The 16598-nt window shown below is 74.3% G+C and carries 15 protein-coding genes; 5 read left to right on the top strand and 10 right to left on the bottom strand.

Going from position 1 to position 16598, the window contains the following annotated elements; genetic code table 11:
- The first annotated feature begins 3 nt into the window (after nucleotides 1-3).
- Nucleotides 4-1212: a 4-hydroxybenzoate 3-monooxygenase gene (locus ACFY3I_RS33400; protein ID WP_390864758.1), complete on the top strand. Its 1209-nt coding sequence runs from the start codon at nucleotides 4-6 to the stop codon at nucleotides 1210-1212.
- 53 nt (nucleotides 1213-1265) lie between these two features.
- Here the strand turns inward: ACFY3I_RS33400 and ACFY3I_RS33395 are convergent, their stop codons facing one another.
- Nucleotides 1266-1643 (bottom strand): ArsR/SmtB family transcription factor, encoded by a 378-nt coding sequence (locus ACFY3I_RS33395; protein WP_390864757.1) that lies wholly within the window; start codon nucleotides 1641-1643, stop codon nucleotides 1266-1268.
- Nucleotides 1644-1706: 63 nt separating this feature from the next.
- On the opposite strand from ACFY3I_RS33395, the gene ACFY3I_RS33390 reads away from it, so the two are divergent.
- Complete coding sequence (locus ACFY3I_RS33390) at nucleotides 1707-3035, top strand: cation diffusion facilitator family transporter (protein WP_390864756.1); 1329 nt, start codon at nucleotides 1707-1709, stop codon at nucleotides 3033-3035.
- Here ACFY3I_RS33390 and ACFY3I_RS33385 read toward each other — a convergent pair.
- Together ACFY3I_RS33385 and ACFY3I_RS33380 are read right to left on the bottom strand one after the other, a co-directional pair.
- Complete coding sequence (locus ACFY3I_RS33385) at nucleotides 3032-3586, bottom strand: YbaK/EbsC family protein (RefSeq protein WP_365285162.1); 555 nt, start codon at nucleotides 3584-3586, stop codon at nucleotides 3032-3034. The genes ACFY3I_RS33390 and ACFY3I_RS33385 overlap by 4 nt on opposite strands.
- Before the next feature lie 31 nt (nucleotides 3587-3617).
- Complete coding sequence (locus tag ACFY3I_RS33380; RefSeq protein WP_365285160.1) at nucleotides 3618-4190, bottom strand: XRE family transcriptional regulator; 573 nt, start codon at nucleotides 4188-4190, stop codon at nucleotides 3618-3620.
- A gap of 115 nt (nucleotides 4191-4305) precedes the next feature.
- Between ACFY3I_RS33380 and ACFY3I_RS33375 the strand changes: the two genes are divergently transcribed.
- A complete protein-coding gene (locus ACFY3I_RS33375; RefSeq protein WP_390864755.1) occupies nucleotides 4306-5163 on the top strand; it encodes an EamA family transporter in 858 nt (285 codons plus the stop codon).
- A gap of 1 nt (nucleotide 5164) precedes the next feature.
- Here ACFY3I_RS33375 and ACFY3I_RS33370 read toward each other — a convergent pair whose 3' ends face one another.
- A complete protein-coding gene (locus ACFY3I_RS33370) occupies nucleotides 5165-5929 on the bottom strand; it encodes an acyltransferase (RefSeq protein ID WP_390864754.1) in 765 nt (254 codons plus the stop codon).
- A gap of 110 nt (nucleotides 5930-6039) precedes the next feature.
- On the opposite strand from ACFY3I_RS33370, the gene ACFY3I_RS33365 reads away from it, so the two are divergent.
- Nucleotides 6040-6567, top strand: a complete 528-nt coding sequence (locus tag ACFY3I_RS33365) for a gamma carbonic anhydrase family protein (RefSeq protein ID WP_365285155.1) — start codon at nucleotides 6040-6042, stop codon at nucleotides 6565-6567.
- Between the two features lie 87 nt (nucleotides 6568-6654).
- Here ACFY3I_RS33365 and ACFY3I_RS33360 read toward each other — a convergent pair whose 3' ends face one another.
- Nucleotides 6655-7299, bottom strand: coding sequence for a DedA family protein (locus ACFY3I_RS33360; protein WP_390864753.1), 645 nt, complete (start codon nucleotides 7297-7299; stop codon nucleotides 6655-6657).
- 218 nt (nucleotides 7300-7517) lie between these two features.
- On the opposite strand from ACFY3I_RS33360, the gene ACFY3I_RS33355 reads away from it, so the two are divergent.
- Entirely contained in the window at nucleotides 7518-8498 is a 981-nt protein-coding gene (locus ACFY3I_RS33355) for a YbhN family protein (protein WP_390864752.1), read from the top strand.
- Between the two features lie 37 nt (nucleotides 8499-8535).
- On the opposite strand, the gene ACFY3I_RS33350 is transcribed toward ACFY3I_RS33355, so the two are convergent.
- The 5 genes from ACFY3I_RS33350 to ACFY3I_RS33330 are packed head-to-tail and all read right to left on the bottom strand — an operon-like array spanning nucleotide 8536 to nucleotide 16598.
- Complete coding sequence (locus ACFY3I_RS33350) at nucleotides 8536-9591, bottom strand: class I SAM-dependent methyltransferase (RefSeq protein ID WP_390864751.1); 1056 nt, start codon at nucleotides 9589-9591, stop codon at nucleotides 8536-8538.
- Entirely contained in the window at nucleotides 9575-10765 is a 1191-nt protein-coding gene (locus ACFY3I_RS33345; RefSeq protein ID WP_390864750.1) for a glycosyltransferase, read from the bottom strand. The genes ACFY3I_RS33350 and ACFY3I_RS33345 overlap by 17 nt, the downstream gene beginning before the upstream one ends.
- A complete protein-coding gene (locus ACFY3I_RS33340; RefSeq protein ID WP_390864749.1) occupies nucleotides 10762-11577 on the bottom strand; it encodes an alpha/beta fold hydrolase in 816 nt (271 codons plus the stop codon). Before ACFY3I_RS33340 ends, ACFY3I_RS33345 begins: the two co-directional genes overlap by 4 nt.
- Nucleotides 11578-11580: 3 nt before the next feature.
- Nucleotides 11581-11898: an acyl carrier protein gene (locus ACFY3I_RS33335; RefSeq protein ID WP_365285143.1), complete on the bottom strand. Its 318-nt coding sequence runs from the start codon at nucleotides 11896-11898 to the stop codon at nucleotides 11581-11583.
- A complete protein-coding gene (locus ACFY3I_RS33330) occupies nucleotides 11895-16598 on the bottom strand; it encodes a beta-ketoacyl synthase N-terminal-like domain-containing protein (protein WP_390864748.1) in 4704 nt (1567 codons plus the stop codon). Before ACFY3I_RS33330 ends, ACFY3I_RS33335 begins: the two co-directional genes overlap by 4 nt.

Below are 16598 nucleotides of genomic sequence, written 5' to 3'. Positions count from 1 at the left end.
GGGGTGACTCCCCCCACCCCCTCCGAAGAACGCCGTACGGTCGTGGTCGTCGGTGCCGGACCGGCCGGACTGACCGTCGCGAACATCCTGCGGGCCGCCTCCGTCGACTGCGTGGTCCTGGAGACCGAGAGCAGACAGTTCATCGAGACCCGGCCGAGAGCCGGGGTGATCGAGGAGTGGGCGGTCCGCGGACTGAGGCAACGCGGCCTGGCCGACGGGCTGTCCGCCGGGGCGCAGACGCACGACGAGTTCGAGTTCCGGTTCGGCGGCGAGTGCTTCCGCTTCGACTACGGCGAGATGACCGGCCGTCACCACTACGTCTACCCGCAGCCGTTGCTGGTGACGGACCTGGTGCGGGAGTACGCGGACGTCCGCGGCGGGGACATCAGGTTCGCGGTGCGGGACGTCAGGACGCACGATCTGGAGACGGACCGGCCGGCGGTGTCGTACGTCGATCCCGCCACCGGCCGACGGCACGTGCTGCGCTGCGAGTTCGTCGCCGGCTGCGACGGGGCGCGCGGGGTGACCCGGGACTCGATACCGGACGGGCGGGTGCGGATCGCCCGGCACGACTACGGCATCGGATGGCTGGCGCTGCTCGCCGAGGCACCGCCCTCCTCGGACTGCGTGCTGTTCGGCGTCCATCCCGACGGGTTCGCCGGGCACATGGCGCGCGGTCCCGAGGTCACCCGCTACTACCTGCAATGCCCGCCGGGAGACGATCCGGAGAACTGGCCGCACGAGCGGGTCTGGACCGAACTGCGCGAACGTCTCGGCGCGGCCGGGACGCCCCCGCTCCGGGAAGGGCGGCTGATCGAGAAGCGCGTGCTGGACATGCACAACTACGTGGTCGAACCCATGGTGTTCGGCCGCCTCTTCCTGGCCGGGGACGCCGGGCACCTGACCGCGCCGATCGCCGCGAAGGGCATGAACCTCGCCCTGCACGACGCCTTCCTGCTGGGCGACGCGATCGCCGCGCGGGTGACCGAGGACGACGACTCCGGCCTGCGAGGCTACTCGCACGCCAGTCTGCGCCGGGTCTGGGACTACCAGGAGTTCTCCGAGTTCCTGTCCGGCATCTACCACGGCACCGCGTCCGGGGATCCGTTCCTCGCGGGCACCAGCCTGGCCCGGCTGCGCAGGCTGTTCACCTCACCCGCGGCGGCGGCGGCCTTCGCCGAGCAGTACCTCGGTTCGGCCGCCGCCTTCTGAGCGCCGGCCGGGGACGGCCGACCCGGACGAGGTGCTCGCGCTCCTGGGGAAGCTCAACTCCCCTCTCCGGGAGGGGCTTCGGCGGCCGTCTCGGTGAGCCGGTGGTCCGCCACCCGCAAGGCCTCCTCGACCAGGCGGCGCAGATGGCCGTGGCGCAGCGAGTACACCACCCGTCGGCCCTCCTTGCGGGTGCCCACCAGACCGGCGAGCCGGAGCCGCGCCAGATGCTGGCTGACCGCGGGCCGCGCGGCACCGCACACCTCGGTGAGCGTGCCGACGTCGGCCTCCCCCGTCGTCAGGGCGTGCAGCAGCGTCAGCCGGGTGCGGTCGCCGAGCAGGGCGAGGAGTTCGGCGGCGACCGCGAACTGCTCCTCGCCCGGGCTGCGCGGATGCGCATGGTGCGCAGGTGATAGGTGCATGCGTGCGCTCATACGCACATAATGGCGTCGGGGGCGTCGCGTGTCCACGCCCCGCGCACCGGAGAGGGGAGCCGCATGAGCGACCGGCACCACCACGAACACGCGCCCACGGACGACGGACACCACCACCACGGGCACGCGGCCGAGGACGACGAACACGCGCCCACAGACAACGGACACCACCACCAGCACGCGGCCGAGGACGACGGGCACCGCCACGCGGAGCGGGCGCACGCCCACGACCAACACCGCCACGCGGAGCCGGCGCACGCCCACGACCAACACCGCCACGCGGAGCCGGCGCACGCCCACGACCGGTACCGCCACGCGGAGCCGGCGCACGCCCACGACCGGTACCTCCACGGGGACACCCACCCGCACGGGCACCCGCACGCCCACCCCTCGTCCGGCGGCCTCCGTCATCGCCTCGGTCATCTCCTCACCCCCCACTCCCACGAGACGGCCGACAAGGTCGACCCCGCCCTGGAGGCTTCCGCGCGCGGCATGCGGGCCCTGTGGGTCTCGCTGGCCGTGCTCGGGGGCACGGCCCTCCTCCAGGCGGTCGTCGTGGCGGTGTCCGGCTCCGTCGCGCTGCTCGGCGACACCGTGCACAACGCGGCCGACGCGCTGACCGCCGTACCGCTCGGCATCGCCTTCGTGCTCGGACGCCGCGCGGCGAACCGCCGATACACCTACGGCTACGGGCGCTCCGAGGACCTGGCGGGGATCGCGATCGTGCTGACGATCACCGCGTCGGCCGCGTTCGCCGCCTGGACCGCTGTCGAGCGGCTGCTGGACCCGCGGCCGGTCGCGCACCTCCCGGCGGTCGCGGCGGCCGCGCTGCTCGGCTTCGCCGGGAACGAGTGGGTGGCCCGGTACCGGATCCGGGTGGGCCGGGACATCGGTTCGGCGGCCCTGGTGGCCGACGGACTGCACGCCCGCACCGACGGGTTCGCCTCACTCGCCGTGCTCCTGGGCGCGGGCGGCGCGGCACTCGGCCTGCGACTCGCCGACCCGCTGGTGGGGTTGGCGATCACCGCGGCGATCGCGCTGGTGCTGCGGGACGCGGCCCGGGAGGTGTTCCGGCGGGTGATGGACGCCGTGGACCCGGAGTTGGTCGACCGGGCCGAGCGGACCCTGCGCGAGGTGCCGGGGGTACGGGCGGTGGGTGAGCTGAGGCTGCGGTGGATCGGGCACCGGCTGCGGGCCGAGGTCGCGGTGGTGGTCGACGGCGAGGCGACCGTACGGCAGGCGCACGCGGTCGCCGTGGCGGCCGAACACGCATTGCTGCACGCGGTGCCCCGGCTGACGGCCGCCCTGGTGCACGCCGACCCGGCGCCCGCGCCCGGCGAGCGGGACCCGCACCTGGCGCTGGCCCACCACGCCCCGGGACGGACCGGCTAGCCGCCCAGGCCCGGCAGCACCACCGCTCCCGGCAGCTCGGCGAACGCCTTGCCTGGGACCAGGAGTTTGCCGCGACGGCGGCCGCTGCCGACCAGGACGTAGGGCAGGTCGACCACGGCCGGGTCGACCAACAGGGGCCAGCCGTCGGGGAGTCCGATCGGGGTGATGCCGCCGTACTCCATGCCGGTCTCCCCGGTCGCCACGTCCATCGAGGCGAACGAGGCCTTGCGGACGCCGAGATGACGTCGTACCACGCCGTTGACGTCGGCCCTGGTGGTGGACAGGACCAGGCAGGCCGCCAAGGTGGTCTCGCCGCCCCGCTTGCCCGCCACCACCACGCAGTTCGCCGACCGCTCCAGCAGGTCGCGCCCGTAGTGCTCGACGAAGACGGCGGTGTCCGCCCACTGCGGGTCGGTCTCCACGTAGACGATCTGCTCGGCCGGCACGGCGCCGCCCCAGTGCCGAACGGCGTCGGCGACGGGCGCGACCAGCTCGTCCAGGCAGTCGGGGGCGGGAACGGCGGTGTCGAAGTCTCCGATGGGTGCGCGCATGACCGCACGCTAACAGCCGGGACCGCCGGGCTCAGGGCACGGGCGGGACCGAGACCGTCATGACCATCTCCATCGGCACGTCGGCGGTGTTGCCGTACACGTGGGCCGCGTTGGCCTCGAAGGAGGCACTGGCCCCCGTCGGCACCCGGTACTCGGCGCCGTCCACGGTGAGGGTGAGTTCACCTGCGGTGACATGGACGATCTCCACGGTGCCGGCCGGGTGCGGTTCCGAGGGGCTGCTCTCGCCGGGCATCAGCCGCCAGTCCCACATCTCCAGCGGGCCGGGCGCCTCGGTGCCGGCGAGCAGGCGGTTGTAGCTGCCGGCCTCGGTGTGCCACAGCCGTACGGCCTTCTCGACGGGGACGATCCGGACCCTGGGGCCCTGCTCGTAGTCGAGCAGGGTGGTGATGCTGATGCCCAGCGCGTCGCCGATCTTGACGACCGTGCCGATGCTCGGGTTGGTGCGGGCCTGCTCGATCTGGATGAGCATGCCCCGGCTCACCCCGGCCCGGGCCGCGAGCACGTCGAGGGTGAAGCCGCGCACCGCACGCCAGTGTTTGACGTTGCGGGCCAGGGACTGGGTCAGCAGGTCGAGGTCCGACACGTTCCGTCCATCGTCGAGAGCATCACGGTCCAATATTATGAATGACAGCGTTTAACTGACTGAACTACGGTGGGGTGTACCTGATCGTTCACCGAACTGTACTGCGAGGCGGGTCGTGACAGCATTCTTCGCCCTGATCACCAGCCTCCTGTGGGGCCTGGCCGACTTCGGCGGCGGCCTGCTCACGCGCCGCACCCCGGCACTCACCGTGGTCGTCGTCTCGCAGGGCATCGCGGCGGCCGTCCTCGGCGTGATCGTGGCCGCCACCGGCGGCTGGACCGAGGCCGGACCGCGGCTCTGGTTCGCCTTCGCGGCGGGCCTGGTCGGGCCGGTCGCGCTGTTCTCCTTCTACAAGGCGCTCGCCCTGGGCCCGATGGGCGTGGTCTCGCCGCTGGCCACCCTGAGCGTCGCCGTCCCGGTCGGTGTCGGCCTGATCCTCGGCGAGCGTCCCGGGCTGCTGCAGTTCGCGGGGATCGCGGTCGCCGTCAGCGGCGTCGTCCTCGCGGGCGGCCCCCAGCTGCGCGGCGCACCGGTCCAGCGCCGGACGATCCTGCTCACACTGGTGGCGGCGGGCGGCTTCGGCACGGTGTTCGCGCTGATCACGGAGGCCTCCACCACCGTCCCCGGCCTCTTCCTGGCCCTGTTCGTCCAGCGGGTGACCAGCGTCGCGACGGGCGGCGCGGCCCTGTGGCTGTCGGTGCGGCAGGGCGCGCCCGCGCTGCCGGACGGCGGCTTCGACTGGTCCACCGTTCCGGCACTGGGCTTCGTCGGCCTCGCCGACGTCGCCGCCAACGGCACCTACTCGGTCGCGGCCCAGCACGGCCCGGTCACCGTCGCCGCCGTGCTCGCCTCGCTCTATCCGGTGGTCACCGCGCTGGCCGCCCGCGGTTTCCTCAGCGAGCGGCTGCGGGCCGTCCAGGCGGCCGGGGCCGGCCTCGCGCTGGTGGGGACGCTGCTGCTGGCCACCGGCTGAGTCAGTTCTCGCTCTCCAGCGCGGCGAGCCGCGCCACGCCTTCCTCGTCCAGCTCCGCCAGCGCGCGCAGCTGTTCCGGGGTCATGCCGTCCGGTATCGGGACCGGCGCCGGGGTGCGCAGCGGCGGCTGCCAGCCGGTCTCGGCGGTCCAGCGCCGCACCACCCGGGCGGGCGCGCCGGCCACCACCGCGTGGTCGGGCACCGTGCCCCGGACCACCGCGCCGGCGGCCACCACCACGTTCCGGCCGATCCGCGCGCCGGGCAGGATCACCGCGCCGGTGCCGATCCAGCAGCCGGGTCCGATCTCCACGGACTCCATCCGGGGCCACTGCCTGCCGATGGGCTCGTGCGGGTCGTCGTAGGAGTGGTTGGTCGAGGTGACGTACACGTACGGGCCGAAGTAGCAGTCGCTGCCGATGGTGACCGTCGTGTCCGCGATGACATGGCTGCCGCGGCCGAGGACCACGCCGTCGCCGATGCGCAGGATCGGGTCCGGGCCGAGGTCGAGGTCGGGCATCAGGCCCGCGGTGAGGGTGACCTGCTCGCCGACGATGCAGTGGGAGCCGAGGTGGATCCAGGGTTCGCCGAACACCGTGCCCAGCGGGAAGGCGAGACGGGTGGCCTCGCCGATCGCGCCGAACCGGAAGCGGCCGGGGTGTTCGGCGGTGACGGAACCCGTGCGCTGCGCCCAGGCCCAGCCCGCGTGCACCGCCCGCTGGGCGAGGCGGCGGCACCAGGACGAGAACGTGTTCTTGGGCTTCGGCACGGGGTCACGCTACGCGGAGGGGGCCGCGGGTGAGCGGGCGGGCCGCTGTGATCTTCGCCCCAGGCGGTGGGTTAGGTTGCCGTGGACGTCGACGACGATGGGAGAGCGTGATGACGCACAGGGCGCTGATCGTGGGGATCGGCGGGCGCGAGCCGGAGATCGGGGACGACGTGTTCGTGGCGCCGACCGCCTCGGTCATCGGGGACGTGACGCTCAGGGCCGGGGCGAGCGTCTGGTACGGCGCGGTGGTCCGGGGGGACGTCGAGAAGATCACCGTGGGGGCGCAGGCGAACGTCCAGGACAACGCGACGCTCCATGCCGACCCGGGGTTCCCGGTGAGCGTCGGCGAGCGGGTGTCCATCGGGCACAACGCGGTGGTGCACGGCGCGACCGTGGAGGACGACTGTCTGATCGGGATGGGCGCGACGGTGCTGAACGGGGCCGTGATCGGGACCGGGTCGCTGGTCGCCGCGCAGGCGCTGGTGCCACAGGGGATGGTGGTGCCCGCGGGTTCGCTGGTGGCGGGGGTGCCGGCGAAGGTGAAGCGGAGCCTGTCGGAGGAGGAGCTTCAGGGGGTGACCCTCAACGGGACGCTGTACGCGGAGCTGGCGAAGGCGCACCGCGGGGTGCACGAGTAGCCGGAGCGGGGGGTGCGGCGCGGTGGGATCCGATCGCGCCCACGCGCCCCGGCCGCCTGTCGGTACGGCCCCGCGCCCCCGGCGGAGCTACTCCCCGGCGTTCACCGGTTCGGCTTCCTTCTCGGTCATCTGGACCTTCTTCGCCTTGCGCCGCACGACCAGCATGGAGGCGAGGCCGAAGAGGACCGCCGCCGCCAGGCCCACGTAGGAGAACCTCTTCAGCCAGTCCTCCGCGACGATGCCCACGTAGTAGACCACCGCCGTCGTGCCGCCCGCCCAGCAGATGCCGCCCAGCAGGTTCGCCGTCAGGAACTTCCAGTATGGCATGTGCAGGACACCGGCCAGCGGGCCCGCGAAGATACGCAGCAGGGCGATGAAGCGGCCGACGAAGACCGCCCACATGCCCCACTTCTCGAAGGAGCGTTCGGCGGTGGCCACATGGCCCTCGCTGAAGTGTCTCGGGAACTTGCGGCCGAGCCACGCCAGCAGCGGCCGGCCGCCCTTGCGGCCTATCGCGTAGCCGATGGAGTCGCCGATCACCGCGCCCGCCGTGGCGCAGGCCCCGAGCACGAACGGGTTGACGCCCGAGTGCTGGGAGGAGAGCAGCGCGGCGGAGACCAGCACGATCTCGCCCGGCAGCGGGATACCCAGGCTCTCCAGCCCGATGACCAGCGCCACCACGGCGTAGACGGCGATCGCCGGGACCGAGTCGAGCCATTCCTGGACGTGCACCGCCGGATCCTCCCCTGTCGCGTCCTTCGTACCCCAGGAAGGCTACCCGGTCGGCCGGGCGGCGCCGGGCCCGTGGCACCGGCCCGCCCCCCGGCCTTAGGTTCTCGGACATCCGGGAGTCATACGGGACGGGAAGGCTCCCCAGCGGTCCCGCACGCCCGCGGTCCCGCTCGCCTGCGGCTCCCCACCGCGGCCCGCCGTGGAAGGACAACGTCCCCGTGTCCTCACTGTCCTCGCTCCGCTCCGACGCGCCCGTGCGCGCCCTGCCGGCGTCCCCGGCGGCAGGCCGGCCGCTCCGGCTCGCCCTGTGCCTGTCCCCGCTGATCGTCGCGGCGGTGTGGGGGCTGACCAACCAGTCCCTCCTGTACGAGGGCGCCGGCCGGCTCGCCCGCGCGGAACCCGCGTGGCTGCTGGCCGCGGGCGGCCTGACCTGCCTGACCTGGGTGCTGGCCGCCGTCATGCGGCAGGGTGCCGTGCCCGACCGGCTGCCGCCGGGGCTGCTGCTGGCCTCGCAGTTCGCCGCCGGGGCCGCCAACCACGTGCTGCCCGCCGGACTCGGCGCCCACGCCGTCACCGTCCGCTTCCTGCGCACCCGGGGCGTCCCCCTGGAACGGGCCACCTCCTCGATCGCGCTGTACTCGGTGGCCAAGTCGGGCGCGAAGACGGTCGTGCTGATCGGCTTCCTGGTCTCCTCCTCCGCCTGGCGGCGGCTGGGCGAATTGCTCCCGGACGGCATGGTGCTGGTCCCGGTCGCCGCCGTGCTCACCCTGGTGGGGGTGGCGACGGCGGTGGTGCCGCCGCTGCGACGGCCGGTCACCGGGCTGGTGCGCTCGGCGCTCACCGACGCCCGCACGGTGCACACCCGGCCCTCCCGGGTGGTGGCGCTGTGGGGCGGGGCCACCCTGCTGCCGCTGGTGCAGGCGAGCGCGCTGGCCTGCACCGGAGAGGCGCTCGGGCTCGGGCTCTCGTGGGGCACCGTGGTCTTCGCCTTCCTGGCCGGGGGTACGGCGGGGGGTGCCGTGCCCGTGCCCGGCGGGGTCGCGGTGGACGCGGCGCTGGTGGTCACCCTGGCCGCGTTCGGCTCGCCGGTCGCCGTGGCCACCGCGACCGTGATCGGCTACCGGGTGATCACCGACTGGGTGCCGCTGCTGCCGGGCGCCCTGGTGCTGTCGGCGATGATCCGCGCCAAGGCGCTCTGAGCACCCGGTCGGGTCGGTCCACCTCCGGTGGGCGCCGTCAGTCGCGGCGGGCCACGATCCGGTAGGCGTTGGAGAGGCGCAGCCGGTGCGCGAGGGGCCGGACCGCGAAGCGGTCCGCGAGCGTGCCGGCGACGAGGACGGGGATCCCGGCGATCAGCAGGGCCGCGCGGGCCGTCTTCCGCAGGGCGCCCGGCGGGCGGGGCAGCCACGGGGCGTCCTCGCGCGGCGCGGTGTGGTCCAGGGCGAGCCAGACGGCGGCCAGCAGGTCGACGGGGTCGTGTGCCTCGGCGTGCTGTTCGGCCACCACCGTGAAGCCCAGCTCGGTGAGGCGGGCGCGGAGGTTGGCGACCGGGACGAAGTGCAGGTGCTGCGGCTGGAGCCAGGGCAGCCACCAGCGGCCGAGGAGCCGGGCGTAGCGGCTCTGCGGGTCGGGGACCTCCACGAGGAGGTGCCCGCCGGGGCGCACCGCCCGGTGGGCGGCGCGGAGTTCGCTGTCGGGGTCGGTGCTGTGCTCCAGGTAGTGGAACATGCTGACCACGTCGTAGCCGGCGGCGAGGTCGGGGGCCAGCTCCGGGAAGGCGCCCCGGTAGGCGCGCTCCACGCGGCCCTCGCGGGCGGCCAGTTCGACGCCGTCGGTGAAGTCGAGGCCGTCGAAGGCGGTGCCGGGCAGCACCTCGCGGGCGGCCTCGCAGAAGTGGCCGTGGCCGGTGCCGACGTCCAGCCAGTTCTTGGGGGTGGCGTCGTGCGGGAGCATGGACTCGGCGCGGCCCCGGTACATCTTGGTACGGCCGCCGAAGGTGCCGCTCATCTTCTGCTCGCCGAGGCCGTCGTAGAAGTCGCGGTAGTAGAACTCCAGGCCGGTGTCGTTCAGACGCGGGTTCTGGAAGGTGTGCCCGCACTCCCCGCAGCGGTCCAGGAGGAAGCGGCCGGGCTTGTGCTGGAGCAGGTCGGTGGTGCGCAGCCGGGTGGTCAGCCGGTCGGAGGCGCACCAGGGGCAGGTGGTGCGGCGGGGTTCGAAGAAGCGGTCGACGCCGTCGGCAAGGTCCCGCTGGTAGGCGGCGCGCAACGCCTCGATGTCACTCTGCTCGCTCATCGGGTCTCCTGAGGTGCGGATCGGCTGCCAGGGCTTCCAGATGGTTCGCGGCGGCCGGCGCGCCGCCCGCCGCGCGGAACGCGGCCCGGATCCGGGCCGCCGCGGTGCGCGGGCCGGGTTCGTAAAGGACGGTGTCGATGGCTTCGCCCAGCCGCTGCGAGGTGACCCGGCCGAATCTGACCCGGACACCGGCGCCGGCGTCGACGACCTGCCCGGCGATCACCGGCTGGTCGTCCCGGATGGGGGCGACGACCAGGGGGACGCCGTGCCACAGGGCCTCGCACACGGTGTTGTGCCCGGCGTGGCAGACGACCGCGTCGACTCTCTCCAGCAGCGGGAGCTGGGGCAGCGAGGGCAGGATCAGGATGTCCTTGTCGTCGGTGGCGGGCGGCAGGGTGCCTCCGGGGTCCGCCACCAACGCCTGTACCCGGTGGGCCCGTTCGCGTACGGCGGCCACGCACTCGGCCAGGAACCGCCCGCCGGCGTCCGCGTTGGCGGTGCCGAGCGAGACGAGGACCCGCTCCCGGCCCGGGTCCAGCCACTCCCAGGGGAAGCCGTCGCCCGCCGGCCGGTCCGCGATCGACGGTCCGACGTGACGCACCCCCATGTCGGTCGTGTCGCCCGCCAGTTCGGGAGTGGTGAAGGCGAGCGTCAGCCGCGGCGAGAAGCGCGGGTCGGCCGTGCCGGCCGGGTCGCCGATACGGTTCCGGAGCTCCGCGAGTCTGGCCCGGAGCCACTCGGCGACCTTGGGGATGCCGTCGTAGGCGCCGCCGAACTCGGCGGAGGTGGTCGCCGAGGTCGCCCAGGGCAGACCGGTGCGCTCGGCCACCAGGGCGCCGGCGAAGGCCTGTTGGTCGGCGACCACGACATCGGGACGGAAGTCGTCGACGGCGGCCCGGACACCGGGGGCCATCGCCTCCGCGAGCGGTACCAGGAACCACTCCCACAGGAACTTCAGCGCCTCCGCACCGCGCAGGTCGGCGGGCCGTGCGCCCTCGGCGGTCCCCGCGCACGGGTACACCCGCGCCTGTGGTCCCGCCAGCCTGCGCAGCAGCGCCGGGTCGGGGCAGACCCAGGCCACCCGGTGGCCGCGCGCGCCGAGTTCGGCGGAGACGCCGACGGCCGGGTTGATGTGTCCGACCAGGGGCGGTACGACGAAGAGGAACCCGCTCACCGGACGCCGGCCGCGCGCGTCCGGCTGACCGAGTGGATCAGCTCCATGATGTGCCCGCCGACCGTGCCGGCCGCCTCGACCAGCACGGAGTGCTCGTGCCCCGGCAGCACCACCGACCGGTAGTCCGCGAGCAGGGCCGCCTTCAGCGGGACCACCTCCACCAGGTCCGAGTCACCGCCGTACACCCCGAGCACGGGGCAGCGGACGGCGCTGATCTGCGCGTCGGACAGGACCCGGCTGGCGGGGATGTCCCGGCCGAGGCTGGTCTCGCGGGCCAGGCGGGCCGCGCCCTTGGCCAGGCGGGCGGTGTTGTGGCTGCGGTTCGCGGTGATCCAGGCGATGGCGTCCGGCTCGTTGTGGGCGAGTTCGGTGACGACCCGGTGCAGGATGCGGCCGAGCTTGTCCGCCCAGGAGGCGGTGGCGGGCTCGGACTCGATGAGGGTGAGGCTGGCGGCGCGTTCGGGATGACGGGCCGCGTAGCCGAAGGCGATGGTGCCGCCGTAGGAGTTGCCGACGAGGTGGACCGGGCCGGTGATCGACAGCCGGTCGAGCAGGGCCTCCAGGTCGTCGATGTTGTGGTCGAGGGTGTATCCGCCGGGCGGCCGGGCGCTGCGGCCGTGGCCGCGCAGGTCGTACATGACCACGTCCAGCCCGGACGCGGCGAAGGCCGGGGCCACGGTGAAGTAGTAGCTGGCCAGGCTGTCGGTGAGCAGCCCGTGCACCAGGACCACGGTGGCGACCGGGGTACGGCCCTCCTTCGGCCCCATGCGCTGTACGTGCAGCCGGATGTCTCCGGTGTCGACGATCGCCATCGCTCAGCCCGCCTCCGTGGCCTTCAGGCTCCACACGACGAACTCCACGAGCCGGCCGACGGTCAGCCCGATGATCTCGTCGAACTCCATCCCGGCGAGGAACTCGGCGAAGTTGACCCGTTTCCCGTACCGCTCCTCCAGGAGTCCGGCGAGGGTCACCAGGTCGATGCTCTCCAGCTCCAGGTCGCGGTTGAAGGTGGTCATCATGCCGATCTCGGCGTCGTCGTCGCCGTACTCCTCCAGGAGGGTGCGGAGCATCCGGGTGAGGTCGGCGAGCACCGCCTCCTCGTCGGCGCGGACTTCGGGCTGGGGCGGATTCATCGCGGGTCCTCCTGTGGGTCTGCGGCTGCCGGTCCGGTCGTCCAGGCCACGACGTAGTCGCGGTCCGGCAGTGCGGGGGGATTGCGGACCGGCGCGCAGTGCACCGGGTAGGCCCGCTCCAGCCGGCCCGAGACCAGCAGCAGGCTGCCGTCCGGGGCCGCCTCCAGGACGGCGAAGTCCCGTGGGCGGCCGTCGAATCCGGTGCCCTCCGCCTTGGCCACGGCCTCCTTCGCGGCCCAGAACCGGGTGAACCACAGCGCTGTGGAGCCGGTTCCGGAGAGTTCGTGCAGCAGGCGCAGTTCGCCGGCGCCCAGCGCGGCCGCCAGGGCGGCCGGGTCCCGTTCGGTGACCTCCTCGAGGTCGATCCCCGGACCGGGTCCTGGCCGGTGCGGCCGTACGATCGCCACGGCGGTCTCGGCCCGGTGGGCGAGTGAGAGGTCCAGCGCGGGCAGCGTCCGACCGTGGACGCCGGTGACGTAGGGGCGTCCCGACTCGTCGTTGTGCACCCGGAGTTCGGCCGGGAAGACGGGTCCCTCACCGTGCTGCCAGAGCCACTGGCGGACCGCGTCCTTGGCGGCGATCCGGCCGAGCAGCCACTGCCTGCGCCCGCGCGGCGCGTGCTCGGCGTACCGCGAACGCTCGGCGCCGCCGAGGGAGTTGCGCATGATCAGCTCGCGGGAGGCGAGGTCCGGCCAGCGTTCGTGGACCACCGCCCAGCCGCCCGGCCGTGCCTCGGAGAGGGTGTTGCGGTCGGGGAAGCGCTCGACCGGCCGGGTGTGCGGGTCGTTGTCGAAGCGCCGGTCCTGCCAGCCCTGGATCCTGGCCCACACCCGGTTCCCCAGGGTCAGTTCCACGTCCGCTTCCAGGGCGGTGCCGGTGAGCGAGGTGATCCGCACCAGGCAGCCGACCTCGGTGCCCGGTGCGGGATGCGGGCCGAAGAACCGCATCTCCCGCATCCCCACCGGGAAGACGACGGTCCGCTCGGTTCGGGTGGACATGATCCAGTAGCCGAGCATCTGGCCGACGTTGTCGAGCAGGGCGCCCGGGGCCGCCGGCGCGGTGATCACTCCTCGGATGTGCCGGTCGCCGATCGCGGTGAGGCCGGTGACGCCCTGGAACGCCGGGCCGTGGAACATCCAGCGCTCGGCGTAGAGCTGGGCCGCGGTGTGGGCGGGGACGCGTTCGGGGGACAACGGCGTGGTGGCGGCCTCGGGCGGGGGCGCGTGGCGGGGGGCGAGTTCGACGACCGCGCGGGCCGTGGGCCCGAAGGCGACCGCGACCCGGCCGGGGCTCCCGGGAGTCACGGTGACCGGGACGTCGACGGGGGGCGTGGCGGTGAGCCAGCGGTCGAAGCGGGCGCCGTGCACGGCCACCGCGCGCAGTCCGGTGGCCTCCTCGGCCGCGTCCATCAGGTGCTTGACGATGGTGGTGGCCGGGACCACCGGCCAACGGTCCTCGAGGTCGGGCCAGTCGGCACGTTGCGGGTGGAAGCAGTGGTCGAGCAGGTGGGGCATGGTGTCCGTGGAGACCCGGACGGTGGTGGTGCGCGTCCCGGGGGACGGCGGGGCGGTCGGAGCGGACGGGATCTGCCGGTCCGGCGGAGCGGGCGAGACCGGTGGGGCCCCGGGGCCGGTCGGCGTTCGGGGACGCGAGGGCGTTCCGGGAACCGGAGGCGCTCCCGGTGCGGCCGGGACCACGGGAGCCGGTCGGGGCCGGCCCGGAACCGGCGCGGAGCCCGTGGCCGGTGGTGCCGGTGTCCGGCGGGCGGCGAGGACGGCGGCCGCGGTGTCCGCGGTGTCGCGCAGCAGCGCGTCGAGTTCGGCGGCGGCCGGGATTCGCGCCGCGAGGTCGCCGAGCGGGGACTGACCGGCGGGCACGGCCGGCTGCGCGAATCCGGCGAGCGGGGACTGACCGCCGAGCACGGCCGGCTGCGCGAGTTCGGCGCGGAGCCGGTGCAGGACCGGTCCGTCCAGGGAGACCAGGGCACCGTCCAGGTCGAGGCGGACCGGCGGACGCTCCCGTACCGGCGCGCCCGTGCGGCGGGTGCCGCTCCCCACGGACGGTGCCGGGTTCACCGCGGGGGCGACGGCCGCGCCCGCCGTCCACAACGCGGTGGCCACCCGCCGGAGTTGGCCCAGCCCGGAGCGGTGCGGGGAGTTGGCGGCGACGGCGAGGTGGTCGCGGTCGCCCAGGGTGTCGGCGATGAGCGAGGCCAGCTGACCGGGTCCGGTCTGGACGAAGGCGCGGTGCCCGGCGGCGTACAGGGCCTCGACCAGCTCACGGAACCGGACCGGCTCCAGCAGGTGCCGGAGGAACAGCCGGCGCACCTCCGCCTCGGCCCGCGGGAAGGGCGCCGCGGTGGTGCCGGACCAGACCGGGACGGTCGGCCGGTGCAGCCGGAAGCGCTCGGCGGCCGCCTCGATGGGCGCCAGGTACGGCTCCAGCATCGGCGTGTGGAAGCCGGAGCGGAACGGCAGCACCTGGCACAGCACACCGTCGGCGCGGAAGGCGCGGACGAAGTCCGCCACCGCCCGGTCCGGGCCGCAGACCATCGACTGGCCGGGCGCGTTGTCGTGGGAGAGGACGATCCCGGCGTCCGCCCAGTCGTCGAGGGCCGCCAGGACCCGCGCGGCGGGAGCCCCGACGACGGCGAACGCGAGGCCCGGCACGGTGACCGAGTCGGGGTCGAACCCGGCCATGAACGCGTCCACCTGGTCGCCGGAGTAGAGACCGGCGGCCACCATCGCCGTCCACTCGCCGACGCTGTGCCCGGCCACCGCGTCCGGGACCACGCCCATCCGGCGCAGCGCGGTGTCCAGCAGCCGCCCCACGCCGACGACACCGAACCCGTGACGGCCCACGTCACCGGCCCGTACGTCCCGGTCCGCCGGGGCGGTGACGGCGGGGAGGCCGAAATGGGCGGCGATGTCGTCGACGCGGGGAGTGAACTCGCCTTCCAGACCGGGGAAGACGAAGGCCAGCTTGCCGGTGTCGAGGAGCGGCGCGGGTCTGAACCACACGTCGTTGCGGCCCTGCCAGGCACGCCCCTTGCCGACCGCGCGGCGGGCGAGGGCGAGCCGCTTGGCGGTGGGGTCCACGATGCCCAGCCGGGCAGGCCCGGCCTGCGGATGGGCACGGTCGGGGGCGAGGCCGGCGACGAGGACGGCCGAGTCGTGGCCGGCGAGGACGTCCGCGAGCTGTTCGGGGGTGGAGGCGGCGAGCAGGAGGATGCGCTCGGGCTCGGTGACCGTGGTGACCGCGGGGGCGGCGGCCCCGCGTCTGCCGGGTGCCTCCTCCAGCACGACATGGGCGTTGATGCCGCCGAACCCGAAGGCGTTCACCCCGGCCCGGCGCACCGGCCGGCCGGGGGTGGTCAGCCAGGGTTCGGCCCGGTCCAGGGTGCGGAAACGGGTGTCCGCGAGGGCCGGGTGCGGGTCGTCGCAGTGCAGGGTGGGCAGCAGGGTGGTGTGGTGCAGGGCGAGGGCGGCCTTGACCAGGCCCGCGACCCCGGCGGCCGGCATGGTGTGGCCGATCATCGACTTCACGGATCCGAGCACCGCTCGCTCGGCGCCGTCACTCGGCCCGAACACCTCGGCGAGGGTGGCGAGTTCGGCTCCGTCGCCGGCCGGGGTCGCGGTGCCGTGCGCCTCCAGCAGTCCGACGGAGTGCGCGGCCGCGGGGTCCAGGCCGGCGGCCCGCCAGGCCTGCCGTACGGCGTGCGCCTGCCCGCCGGGGTCGGGATTGACGAGTCCGGCGGTACGTCCGTCGCTGGCCACGCCGGTGCCGCGGATCACGGCGTAGACGCGGTCGCCGTCGCGTTCGGCGTCGGCGAGGCGCTTGAGGACGACGACCCCGGTGCCCTCACCGATGAGGATGCCGTCGGCCTCGCGGTGGAAGGGGCGGATGCGCTGGCTCGGGGAGAGCGCGCGCAGTTGGGAGAAGACGCTCCACAGGGTGATGTCGTGGCAGTGGTGCACTCCCCCGGCGAGCATCAGGTCGCAGCGCCCGGAGTCGAGTTCGCCGACCGCCTGGTCGACGGCGACCAGCGAGGACGCGCAGGCCGCGTCCACGGTGTAGGCGGGGCCGCGCAGGTCGAGACGGTTGGCGATCCGGGAGGCGGCGAGGTTGGGGACCAGACCGATCGCCGACTCCGGGCTGGCGGGCCCGAGGCGTGCGGTGAACGCCTCCCGCACCCGGGCGAGTTGGCCGGAGCTGAGCCCGGGCACCAACTCGCCCAGGGTGCGCACGAGTTGTCCGGCCGTCCGGACCCGCTGGTCGAGCCGGACCAGGCCGGGCGTGAGATAGCCGCCCCGCCCCAGGACCACGCCGATGCGGTGCCGGTCGGGCAGCCGGTCGGCGCCGCCGGCGTCGGCGATCGCGGCGGCGGCCACGTCGAGGGCGATCAGCTGGTCGGGTTCGGTGCCGTCGACGGAGTTCGGCATGATGCCGTAGCGGGTGACCTCCACCTCGGCGAGGCCGTCCACGAAGCCGCCGCGGCGGCAGTACACCTGGTCGGGGACGGCGGGCCCGGCGGCCGAGCCGGGCCGGTAGTAGTCCGCGTCCCACCGTCCCTCGGGCACCTCGCCGATCGCGTCCACACCGTCGCGCAGGTTCCTCCAGTACGCGTCGAGGCCGGCGGCACCGGGCAGCAGCACCGCCATGCCCACGATCGCGACCGGTGTCAGGCGGTCGTCGCTCAT

Origin of the sequence: Streptomyces sp. NPDC001068, assembly GCF_042897315.1 — a bacterium.
GTDB lineage: Bacteria > Actinomycetota > Actinomycetes > Streptomycetales > Streptomycetaceae > Streptomyces.
This window is presented reverse-complemented; position numbering and strand designations above follow the sequence as displayed.

Excerpts from the sequence above, each read along its gene's own strand:
- ACFY3I_RS33395 (WP_390864757.1), bottom strand. The coding sequence starts at position 1,643 with ATGAGCGCACGCATGCACCTATCACCTGCGCACCATGCGCATCCGCGC.
- ACFY3I_RS33390 (WP_390864756.1), top strand. The coding sequence starts at position 1,707 with ATGAGCGACCGGCACCACCACGAACACGCGCCCACGGACGACGGACAC.
- ACFY3I_RS33385 (WP_365285162.1), bottom strand. The coding sequence starts at position 3,586 with ATGCGCGCACCCATCGGAGACTTCGACACCGCCGTTCCCGCCCCCGAC.
- ACFY3I_RS33365 (WP_365285155.1), top strand. The coding sequence starts at position 6,040 with ATGACGCACAGGGCGCTGATCGTGGGGATCGGCGGGCGCGAGCCGGAG.
- ACFY3I_RS33350 (WP_390864751.1), bottom strand. The coding sequence starts at position 9,591 with ATGAGCGAGCAGAGTGACATCGAGGCGTTGCGCGCCGCCTACCAGCGG.
- ACFY3I_RS33340 (WP_390864749.1), bottom strand. The coding sequence starts at position 11,577 with ATGGCGATCGTCGACACCGGAGACATCCGGCTGCACGTACAGCGCATG.
- ACFY3I_RS33335 (WP_365285143.1), bottom strand. The coding sequence starts at position 11,898 with ATGAATCCGCCCCAGCCCGAAGTCCGCGCCGACGAGGAGGCGGTGCTC.
- ACFY3I_RS33330 (WP_390864748.1), bottom strand. The coding sequence starts at position 16,598 with ATGAGCGACGACCGCCTGACACCGGTCGCGATCGTGGGCATGGCGGTG.